At 61.8% G+C, this 1555-nt stretch carries 1 protein-coding gene; it reads right to left on the minus strand.

All coding sequences use genetic code 11. The features are described from left to right. The coding region (locus tag AC1DT3_RS20640; RefSeq protein ID WP_477467071.1) for a glutamate synthase central domain-containing protein at nucleotides 1-1555 on the minus strand (1555 nt) is incomplete at both ends.

Consider the following 1555-nt stretch of genomic DNA (forward strand, 5'->3'; position numbering starts at 1 on the left):
CTCGCCGCCCTCGCCGGTATTCGACCTACCGCCGATGGCGTTCATGGCGAGTGCAAGTGTWTCGTGGGCTTCCTTCGAGATAGAGCCGAAGGACATCGCGCCCGTCGAGAAACGCTTGACGATGTCCGCCGCGGGTTCGACCGCGTCGAGCGCGATCGGCGCGCGTCCGCTTTCCTCGGCCAGCTTGATGCGGAACAGCCCGCGCATGGTCTTGAGATTAGCTTCCTGATTGTTCACCAGCGCCGCGAATTCGCGATAGCGCTCGACGGATTCGAGACGCACCGCATGCTGCAGCGTCGCTACGGTGTCCGGTGTCCACGCGTGTTCTTCACCGCGCAGGCGATAGGCGTATTCCCCGCCCACGTCGAGGGCGTTACGATAGATAGGCGCGTCGCCGAAGGCGTCACGGTGGCGGCGGACGTTTTCTTCCGCCACCTCGTCCATGCCGATGCCTTCGATCGTCGTCGCGGTGCCGAAGAAATCGCGGTTGACGAATTCGGATTTCAGACCGACCGCATCGAAGATCTGCGCGCCGCAATAGGATTGATAGGTGGAGATGCCCATCTTGGACATCACCTTGAGCAGACCTTTATCGACCGCCTTGATGAAGCGGTAGACGATCTCCTCCTCGTCCACTTCCGGGGGCATCTCGTCCTTCATGGCGAGCAGCGATTCGAAAGCGAGATAGGGATTGATCGCTTCGGCGCCGTAGCCGGCAAGGCACGCGAAGTGATGCACCTCACGGGGTTCGCCGGATTCGACGACGAGCCCGACCGAGGTGCGCAGGCCCTTGCGGATCAGATAGTTGTGAACCGACGCCGTGGCGAGGAGGGCGGGGATCGGAATCCGGTCCGGTCCCACCATGCGGTCCGACAGGATGATGATGTTGTACCCGCCGTGAACCGCCGCTTCCGCGCGGTCGCAAAGACGATCGACCGCTCCGTCGAGGGCCGCCGCGCCGAGTTCGGCGGGATAGGTGATGTCGAGTGTCTTGGTGTCGAATCGATCCTCGAAATGACCGATGCAGCGGATCTTCTCCAGATCCTCATTGGTGAGAATCGGTTGGCGTACTTCCAGGCGCTTGCGGCGCGACGTTCCTTCGAGATCGAGGATGTTGGGACGCGGCCCGATGAACGACACGAGGCTCATCACGAGCTCTTCACGGATCGGGTCGATCGGCGGATTCGTGACCTGGGCAAAGTTCTGCTTGAAATAGGTGTAGAGCAGCTTCGCCTTGTCGGAGAGGGCGGAGATCGGCGTATCCGATCCCATCGAGCCGACCGCTTCCTGGCCCGTCACGGCCATGGGCTGCATCAGCAGCTTGAGGTCCTCCTGAGTATAGCCGAACGCCTGTTGGCGATCGAGCAGGGAGACGTCCGTGCGTGATTCCCGTGCCTGAACCGGCTTGAGATCCTCGAGCACGATCTGCGTGCGCTTCAACCATTCCTGGTAGGGATGCGCTTGCAGCAGCTGCTGCTTGATCTCATCGTCCGAGACGATGCGGCCCTGCTCCAGATCGATGAGCAGCATCTTACCCGGCTGCAGGCGCCACTTC

This window comes from Microvirga sp. P4_G7, from assembly GCF_056401005.1.